Origin of the sequence: Nocardioides sp., from assembly GCF_035429765.1 — a bacterium.
Taxonomy (GTDB): Bacteria; Actinomycetota; Actinomycetes; order Propionibacteriales; family Nocardioidaceae; genus Nocardioides.
The window spans coordinates 1-8,585 of sequence record NZ_DAOMFK010000132.1; the positions used below are offsets into that span (position 1 = coordinate 1).

9 protein-coding genes are annotated in these 8,585 nt (G+C 73.9%); 2 read left to right on the plus strand and 7 right to left on the minus strand.

The annotated features are described in order from the left end of the window. The 6 genes from PLP61_RS12005 to gcvT form a co-directional block, all read right to left on the minus strand. Positions 1–401: GntR family transcriptional regulator (locus PLP61_RS12005; RefSeq protein ID WP_349769227.1), on the minus strand; the 401-nt coding region annotated here is incomplete at its 3' end. Then, positions 398–880, minus strand: coding sequence for a dihydrofolate reductase (locus PLP61_RS12010; protein WP_324502954.1), 483 nt, complete (start codon positions 878–880; stop codon positions 398–400). The genes PLP61_RS12010 and PLP61_RS12005, both read right to left, overlap by 4 nt. Then, positions 870–1,679, minus strand: coding sequence for a thymidylate synthase (locus tag PLP61_RS12015; protein WP_324502955.1), 810 nt, complete (start codon positions 1,677–1,679; stop codon positions 870–872). Before PLP61_RS12015 ends, PLP61_RS12010 begins: the two co-directional genes overlap by 11 nt. Positions 1,680–1,706: 27 nt before the next feature. Then, complete coding sequence (locus PLP61_RS12020) at positions 1,707–2,540, minus strand: PhzF family phenazine biosynthesis protein (protein ID WP_324502956.1); 834 nt, start codon at positions 2,538–2,540, stop codon at positions 1,707–1,709. Between the two features lie 28 nt (positions 2,541–2,568). After that, on the minus strand, positions 2,569–2,826 hold the full coding sequence (locus tag PLP61_RS12025) for a hypothetical protein (protein ID WP_324502957.1): 258 nt from the start codon (positions 2,824–2,826) through the stop codon (positions 2,569–2,571). A gap of 64 nt (positions 2,827–2,890) precedes the next feature. Next, entirely contained in the window at positions 2,891–4,006 is a 1,116-nt protein-coding gene (gene gcvT, locus PLP61_RS12030) for a glycine cleavage system aminomethyltransferase GcvT (protein ID WP_324502958.1), read from the minus strand. 61 nt (positions 4,007–4,067) lie between these two features. Between gcvT and PLP61_RS12035 the strand changes: the two genes are divergently transcribed. Further along, positions 4,068–5,567, plus strand: coding sequence for a leucyl aminopeptidase (locus tag PLP61_RS12035; protein ID WP_324502959.1), 1,500 nt, complete (start codon positions 4,068–4,070; stop codon positions 5,565–5,567). Between the two features lie 21 nt (positions 5,568–5,588). Here the strand turns inward: PLP61_RS12035 and PLP61_RS12040 are convergent, their stop codons facing one another. After that, positions 5,589–6,257 (minus strand): class II aldolase/adducin family protein, encoded by a 669-nt coding sequence (locus PLP61_RS12040; protein WP_324502960.1) that lies wholly within the window; start codon positions 6,255–6,257, stop codon positions 5,589–5,591. A gap of 112 nt (positions 6,258–6,369) precedes the next feature. On the opposite strand from PLP61_RS12040, the gene PLP61_RS12045 reads away from it, so the two are divergent. Next, positions 6,370–8,585, plus strand: a 2,216-nt coding sequence (locus tag PLP61_RS12045; protein ID WP_324502961.1) for an AfsR/SARP family transcriptional regulator, incomplete at its 3' end; no start/stop codon positions are given.

An 8,585-nucleotide genomic window follows, 5' to 3' on the forward strand; every position in this document is an offset into this window, starting at 1 on the left:
TCGGCGTGCACCGTTGAGAGGCCCCCGCAGTGGCCGGTGCCCCAGGCCTTGACGAGGGTCAGCGCCTCCGCCGGGGTCAGCCCGAGGGACCGCGCGCGTGCGGCGTACTCGGCGGCGGCCTGCCTGGCCGCCCGCGAGGTCTCCTCGCCGGTCACGAAGGTGCCGGCCCGGCCGCGCGTGTCCACGACTCCTTCCGCCTCCAGCTCGCGGTAGGCGCGGGCGACCGTGTTGGGCGCCAGGCCGACGTCCTCCGCGAGCCGGCGTACGGGCGGGAGCCGGTCGCCGGGTCGCAGCTCGCCCGCCGCGACCTGCGCGGTGATCTGCCGCTTCACCTGGTCGTACGGCGGCTCGGGCAGGCTCGGGTCGATCCGCAGCTCCAGCCCCGACCCCCACCCGCTCACGACACCCGCTCCAGCCACACGAACGACCACCCGGGGTGGTCCTCGCGGGCGGTCTCGCGCCACTGGGCGGGGTCGAGCTCGGGGTAGTAGGTGTCCCCCGGGACCGACCGGTGCACCTCGGTGAGCACCTGGTGGGTGGCGTAGGGCAGCGCCAGCGCGTACACCTGAGCCCCGCCGGCGACCATCACGTCCCCGGGCAGCTCGTCGGCCAGCGCGAGGGCCTCGGGGAACGAGTGCGCGACGAGCACCCCGTCCGCGGACCACTGCGGGTCACGGGTCACCACGATCGTCGTGCGTCCCGGCAGGGGCCGCCCGATCGAGTCGTAGGTGGCCCGGCCCATCACCAGCGTGTGACCGAGCGTGGTCGCCTTGAAGTGGGCGAAGTCCTCGGGGATCCGCCACGGGATCGCGCCGCCGGCGCCGATCACCCGGTTCTGCGCGTACGCCGCGACCAGCACGACGCGCTGGTCAGACCGCAATGGGAGCCTTGATCCCCGGGTGCGGGTCGTAGCCCCCCAGCCGGATGTCCTCCAGCTCGAACGCGTCCAGCTCGGTGACGCCCGGGTCGAGGTGCAGCGTCGGCAGCGGCCGCGGCTCGCGGGTGAGCTGGAGCCGGGCCTGCTCGAGGTGGTTGAGGTAGAGGTGGGCGTCGCCCAGGGTGTGCACGAACTCCCCCACCCGCAGCCCGGTCACCTGGGCGACCATGTGCGTGAGCAGCGCGTAGGAGGCGATGTTGAAGGGCACCCCGAGGAAGACGTCGGCGCTGCGCTGGTAGAGCTGGCACGACAGCCGGCCCGGCCCGTCCTTGGACGGGGCGACGTAGAACTGGAACATCGTGTGGCACGGCGCGAGCGCCATCTGCGGGATGTCGGCGACGTTCCACGCGGACACGAGGTGCCGCCGGGAGTCCGGGTCGCGGCGGATCTGCTCGACGACCTGCGCGATCTGGTCGACGTGCCCGCCGTCGGGGGTCGGCCAGGACCGCCACTGGTAGCCGTACACCGGACCGAGGTCCCCGTCGGCGTCGGCCCACTCGTCCCAGATCGTGATGCCGCGGTCCTGCAGCCACTTCACGTTGGTGTCCCCGCGCAGGAACCACAGCAGCTCCCCGAACACCGAGCGGGTGTGGACCCGCTTCGTGGTCACCAGCGGGAACCCCTCGGTGAGGTCGAACCGCATCTGGTGGCCGAAGACGCTGAGGGTCCCGGTGCCGGTGCGGTCACCCTTCTCGACGCCCTCGTCGAGGATGCGCCGGAGGAGGTCGAGGTAGGCCTGCACGGGGACGACCCTACCTGCGCCCCCGGGTCACAGCAGCACCTCGCCGCGCACCACCGTCACCGCGTCGCCGCCGACCCACACCGTCGCGCCGTCCCGCTCCACGTGCACCCGGCCGGCGCGACCCAGCGCGGTGCCCTGGGAGGCGATGTACGACGGCGGCAGGGCGCCGGTGCCGGTCAGCCACTGCCCCAGTCCGGCGTTCAGGCTGCCGGTGACCGGGTCCTCGACGATGCCCAGGCTGGGGCAGAACGCCCGCACCTCCACCGCGGGCTCACCCGGGCCCGGGTCGGGGTAGGCACCGACGACCCCCAGCTCGATCCCGCCGAAGGCCGCCCAGTCGGGCCGCAGCGCCAGCACCGCCGCGGCGTCCGGCAGGACCACGCCGAGCCAGCCCGGGCCGTTGTCGACCCAGGCGGCGTCGACGATGTCCTCGTCGGGGATGCGCAGAGCGGCCCGGACCGTGGCCCGGTCCTGCGCCGAGGCCGGGCCGGAGCGCAGCAGCGGCGGAGCGGCGAAGGCCAGCCGTTCCCCGCGTTGTAGCTCGACCAGCCCCACCCCGCACTCCTGCACCACCCGCCCCGGGGTGTGCGGCACTCCCCCGGCCTCGAGCCAGGCGTGGGCCGAGCCGAGGGTCGGGTGGCCGGCGAACGGGAGCTCCTCGGCGGGGGTGAAGATCCGCACCCGGTAGTCGGCCTCGGCCGTGGTGGGCGGCAGCAGGAACGTGGTCTCCGACAGGTTGGTCCAGCGGGCGAACCGTCGCATCTGCTCCTCGGTCAGCCCCTCCGCGTCGTGCACCACCGCCACCGGGTTGCCCCGGAGCGGCTCGGCGGTGAACACGTCGACCTGGCTGAAGCGGCGCACGGGCCCACGCTAGCCCCCCGGACGCGGGTCAGGCGTGCAGCGACATCGGTCCGTAGACCTCGCGGTCGTCCTCGAAGAGCGTCACCGCGTCGACGCCGAACTCCGTCAGCTCGGCCCAGACCTCGCCGACCCACGACTCGGCGTCGGCCTGGCTGGGGAACCGCTGCCCGGCGTACTCCGCCAGCACCTCCACCTCCGCACCGGTGGCGTCCTCCAGCCGCCACCACCACCGGCGCTCCGGTGGGCTGGCGGGGCGGTAGAGCGAGGGTTGGTCGGGCAGGGTCATACCGTCACCCTACGAAACGCCGCCCGCCGGCGCGGGAGGTGCGGCAGGTTCGCGCGCCGAGCGGTCAGGACTCGCGCACCGAGGTGTCGACGAAGGGCAGCCTGACGCACTGGAAGATCTCCCGCCGTCCGCGCACGTCGACCCCCAGCTCGGCGTCGGGGTCGACGAAGGTCGGCACGAGCGCGAGCCCGATGCCCTTCCGCAGGGTCGGTGAGAACGTGCCGGAGGTGATGTCGCAGAGGGGGACGTCGGGCACCAGGGTCACCCCCATCCCCGGCCGGGGGATGCCTCGGCCGACCGCGAGCAGGCCACGCAGCGTGCGGACCGGCCCCGCCTCCTTCTCCGCGACGATCGCGTCCTTGCCCCAGAAGGTGTCCTTCTTCCAGCCGACCGCCCAGCCGAGTCGCCCCTGGTTCGGGGTGGTGTCGAGGGAGATGTCCTGGCCGTGCAGCGGGTAGCCCATCTCAGTACGCAGCGTGTCCCGGGCACCCAGCCCGCAGGGAAGGATGCCGTACTCCTCGCCGGCCGCCATCAGCGCGTCCCACAGCCGCACCGCCATCTCGTTGCGGGCGATCAGCTCGTAGCCCCGCTCGCCGGTGTAGCCGGTGCGGCACACCACCACGCCGCCGAGGTCCTCGAACTCGGCCTCGACGAAGGACATGTAGTCGTGCCCCACCGGCAGGCCGATCTTGGCCAGCACCTCGTCGGAGTTCCTCCCCTGCACCGCAAGCACGACGTACTCGGTGTGCCGGCTCTGCACGCTCACCCCCTCGGGGGCCTGGGCGGCCAGCCGTCGGACCACCTCGGCGGTGTTCGCGGCGTTCGGCACCAGCAGCACGCGCGAGTCGTGGTGGTAGTAGACGATCAGGTCGTCCACGATGCCGCCGGTCTCCTCGTCGCAGCACAGGGTGTACTGCGCCTGACCGTGCCCGATCTTGCGCAGGTCGTTGCTGAGCGTGGCGTTGACGTACGCCGCGGCACCCGGCCCCGACACGATCGCCTTGCCCAGGTGGCTGACGTCGAAGACGCCGACGGACTCCCGGACGGCGGTGTGCTCCTTGACCACGCCCGAGGGGTACTCCAGGGGCATCGACCAGCCGCCGAACTCGGCGAACTTGGCACCCAGCTCGGCGTGCCGGTCGTGCAGCGGTGAGGTGAGCAGCGCAGCATCGTCAGCCATGGTGTGAAGTTACCGCAGGTGGTCCGGCTCCGCGGTGAGGCCCGGCGGCTATCCTGCCCCGGTGACGACGTACACGCTGCGCTCCGCCAGCCCCGCCAAGACCCGCGTGGACACCGTGGTGGTCGGCGTCGTCACCACCGGCAAGGGTGTCGAGCTGGCCCCGGGCGCGGAGGACGTCGCCGCGGCCTACGGGCGCGACCTGCGTCCGCTGCTGGCCCACCTCGGGGTGCGCGGCAAGGCGGGCGAGACGGTCCGGGTCCCGACCCACAAGGCGATCGGCGCGGGGATGCTGCTGCTGGTCGGACTGGGCGACCAGGTCACCCCGGTCTCGGTGCGACGGGCCGCCGGCGCCGCGGCCCGGGCGGTCACCAACGCCGCCTCGGTGGCCCTCGCGCTGCCCGCCGACAGCCCCGCACTGGTGCGGGCCGCGGTCGAGGGCTGGATCCTGGGCGGCTACACCTTCACCGCCTTCAAGCGCGACACCGGCAGCGATCCGACGGGGCCCGGCACGGTCGGCGTGCTGAGCCCGGTCGCCCGGCAGGCCGACGCGGTTCGTGCCTTCGAGGAGGCCCAGGTCGTGACCGCGGCCGTCGTCGGGACCCGGGACTGGGTCAACACCCCGCCCGGGGAGCTCACCCCGGAACGGTTCGCCGACGCCGTCACCGCCCTGCACCGCGAGGCCACCAAGGGCCGCGGAGGGCCACCGCTCACGCTGACGGTGCTCGACGAGACCGAGCTCGCGGAGCTCGGCTGCGGCGGCATCCTGGGCGTCGGCGCAGGGTCCTCCTCGCCTCCCCGGCTGGTCGAGCTGAGCTACCGGCCCGAGGGTGCGGTCGCGCACCTCGCCCTGGTCGGCAAGGGCATCACCTTCGACTCCGGCGGGCTGACCATCAAGCCGGCGACCGGGATGACCACGATGAAGTGCGACATGGCCGGCGCGGCCGCCGTGCTCCAGGCGACCTTCGCCATCGCCCGCCTCGGCCTGCCGGTCCAGGTGTCGACGTTCGCCCCGATGGCCGAGAACATGCCCTCCGGCTCGGCCATCCGGCCCGGGGACGTGCTCACCATGTACGGCGGACGCACCGTGGAGGTGCAGAACACCGACGCCGAGGGCCGGCTGGTGCTGGCGGACGCTCTGGTGCGGGCCACCGAGGTGCAGCCGGACGTCGTGGTCGACGTCGCCACCCTGACCGGCCACATGGTGATCGCGCTGGGCGACCGGGTCGGCGGGGTGATGGGCACGCCCGAGGTGGTCGACGCGGTGCTCGCGGCCGGCGAGGCCGCCGCGGAGTCGCACTGGCCGATGCCGATCCCCGAGGACATGACCGAGCGCGTGCGCGGCAGCAAGATCGCCGACCTGCTCCAGCACGACTGGGTGCGGTGGGGCGGGGGCCTGTACGCCGCGGCGTTCCTGCGCGAGTTCACCGCCGAGGTCCCGTGGGCCCACCTGGACATCGCCGGGCCGGCGTTCAGCTCCGGCGGCGCCGTCGGCGAGGTGACTCCGGGGGGCACCGGCTTCGCGGTCGCGACGCTGGTGGAGTACGCCCGCTCGCTGACCTGACCGGCGCGGGCCCCGCTGCTCTCAGACGGTGCGGGTGCCCGCCGCCTCGAAGGCCATGGCCCGCTGCAGGGCTGCCTCCCGCATCTCCTCCGGGATCGCCACCGGGCCGCCGACCAGGCGCGCGTTGATCGACGCCTGCGCGGCCTCCTCGACCACCCCGCCCACCAGGACCGCGAGCTCCGGGGTCCGGTGGAAGACCAGCACCCCGTGGTTGGCCAGCAGCACCGCCGGGTTGCCGGGCCGGACCGCGCGCCGGATGCTGGCCACCGCCTCGTCCGAGCCGCGGGGCGCGTAGCCGGCCACCGGCACGCCGTCGGCCAGGCCGAACATCGCCAGCGCCTCGATCCAGCAGTCGATGGGCTGCCCCGCCACGGCGTACGCCGTCGCGAACGGGGAGTGCGTGTGGATCACGCAGCCGACGTCCTCGTGGTCGACGTACATCGCGGTGTGCATCGCGACCACGGCGCCCTGGATCGGGGGCAGGTTGCCCTCCAGCAGCCGGCCGTCGAGCCCGACCCGGGCGATCCCCTCGGCGGTCAGCCCCTTCAGCGACGACGCCGAGGTGAAGTACATCTCCTCCGCGCCCGGCACCCGCAGGCTGACGTTGCCGTGCCCGTTCCCCGCGATGGCTCCTCCTGCCAGGACCAGCTCTGCGGTGCTGATGACCCGGTCGACGAGGTCTGTGTCCATGGGAGGATCCTGCAGCTCGGACGCCGACACCACAACCACCGGTGTCGCGCCCGGGTATCGCCGAGGTATCGCGACCGTTGACCGTGACACCGGCCGGGTGGAACCTGCTGTGATGGGGATCACGGTCCTCGGTCCGCTGACCGTGGACGGCGCGACGGTATCCGGTCGGCGAGACCGGGTGGTGCTGGCGGCCCTGGCGACCCGGCCAGGGCGGCCCTTCCCTGCCGACCAGCTCACCGACGCGCTGTGGGGCGACCAGCCGCCCGCCTCCGCACCCAAGATCCTGCAGGGCTGCATCGTCCGCCTGCGCAAGCTGCTCGGCGCAGACGCGATCGCCACCGGCCCGCACGGCTACGTCCTGACGCTGCCCCCCGACCAGATCGACGCGGAGCGCTTCGCGAGCGCGGTCGCGCGGGCCCGCGAGCTGGTGGCCCTGGGCGAGGCGGACCGCGCGGCGTACCTGCTCGGTGACGCCCTGGCCCTGTGGCAGGGCGACGCGTTCACCGACCTCGAGGAGTGGCCACCGGCTGCCTCGCAGGTACGCCGGCTGCAGGATCTGCGGCTGGACGCCGAGGAGCTGCACGTGGAGGCGTGCCTGCGGTCCGGGCGGCACCGGGAGGTCCTCGCCGAGATCCAGTCGCTGGTGCGCGCCGCCCCCCTGCGGGAACGACGCTGGGCGCAGCTCGCGCTGGCCGAGTACCAGGCCGGCAACCAGGGCGAGGCGCTGCGGGTCATCCACCAGCTCAAGTCGGTGCTCCTCCAGCAGCTCGGGATCGACCCCAGCCCCGACGTGGTGGCGCTGGAGCAGGCGATCCTCCGCCAGGACGAGTCCCTCCTCACCGGCACCACCAACAGTCCTGCCACGGCGAGCTGTCCGTGGCAGGGGCTGCTCGCCTACGACGTCGACGACGCCGACCGGTTCTTCGGCCGGGACGACGCCGTCGACGCCTGCCTGGAGATCCTGCGACGGACCTCGGTCCTCGCCCTGGTCGGTCCCTCGGGCTCGGGGAAGTCGTCGATCCTGCGCGCGGGGGTCGCCGCCGCGCTGCGGGCACGAGGTCGGCCGATCGTCACCATCACCCCGGGCCGCCACCCCCTGGCCGTGCTCAGCGCCCTGGGAGTGGCCGGACCCGGCACCGTGCTCCTGGTCGACCAGTGCGAGGAGCTGTTCTCGCTGTGCGAGGACCCGGCCGAGCAGCAGCAGTTCCTTCAGGCGCTGACCGAGGAAGCCGGTTCGCGCGCCGTGCTGCTGGCCCTGCGCGCGGACCACCTCGCCGACGTCGCCACCAGCGCCGGGTTCAGCAGGCTGGTCGAGCGGGGGCTCTACCTCGTCGGCGGCCTCTCCGAGGAGGGCCTGCAGCAGGCGATCGAGGGGCCGGCCCGGCAGGCGGGCCTGGTCGTCGAGCCGGGGCTGGTCGACCTCCTGGTGCAGGAGGTCAAGGACGACCCGGGCGCCCTGCCCCTGCTCTCCCACGCCCTGCTCGAGACGTGGAAGCGACGTGAGGGCAACACCCTGACCGTGGCCGGCTACCGGGCGTCCGGGGGGATCCACCACGCGATCTCGCAGTCCGCGGAGCGGCTCTACGCCCGGATCGACGTGGGGGACCGGCACCTGATGAAGGACCTGGTGCTGCGGCTGGTCTCCCCGGGGCTGCAGGGCGAGCCCGTCCGCAGCCGGGTCCCCCGGCGCCTGGTGGCCACCGACGACGAGCACGACCAGGTCATCGAGATGCTCATCGGGGCCCGGCTGGTCACCAGCGACGACGGCGTCCTGGAGATCAGCCACGAGGCTCTCGCCCGCGCCTGGCCCCGGCTGCGCGGCTGGCTCGACGACGACCTCGAGGGCCAACGGATCCTGCACCACCTCGCCTCGGCCGCCGACGCCTGGGACACCCTGGGCCGGCCGGACAGCGAGCTCTACCGAGGGGTCCGGCTCGCCCGCACCCTGGACTGGCAGGAGCACACCCGCACCACCCTGACCGACACCGAACGGGCCTTCCTGGAGACGGCCCGGCGCAGCGCCGAGGTCGAGGAGCAGAGCGCAGCCGAGCGGGCCAGGGTCCAGGCACGGCTCATCCGCCGGCTGCGCGTGGTCCTGGTCGGCGCGCTGGTGCTGCTGGTGCTCGCCCTCGCTGCCGGTGGGGTGGCGGGGATCCAGACCTCGCACGCCCGGTCCAGCGCCGCTGCCGCGCGCACCGCTCAGGCCAGCGCCGAGCAGAACGCCGTGGCTGCAGAGGCGCGTCAGGCGGGCATCCGGGCCGCGGCCACGTCGGACATCGACGAGTCCGTGCTGCTGGCCACCGCCGCCGTGCGGCTCGAGGACTCGCC

Bases quoted from the DNA above. Each gene is read 5' to 3' on its own strand.
- PLP61_RS12025 (WP_324502957.1), bottom strand. From the start codon at position 2,826: ATGACCCTGCCCGACCAACCCTCGCTCTACCGCCCCGCCAGCCCACCG.
- gcvT (WP_324502958.1), bottom strand. From the start codon at position 4,006: ATGGCTGACGATGCTGCGCTGCTCACCTCACCGCTGCACGACCGGCAC.
- PLP61_RS12040 (WP_324502960.1), bottom strand. From the start codon at position 6,257: ATGGACACAGACCTCGTCGACCGGGTCATCAGCACCGCAGAGCTGGTC.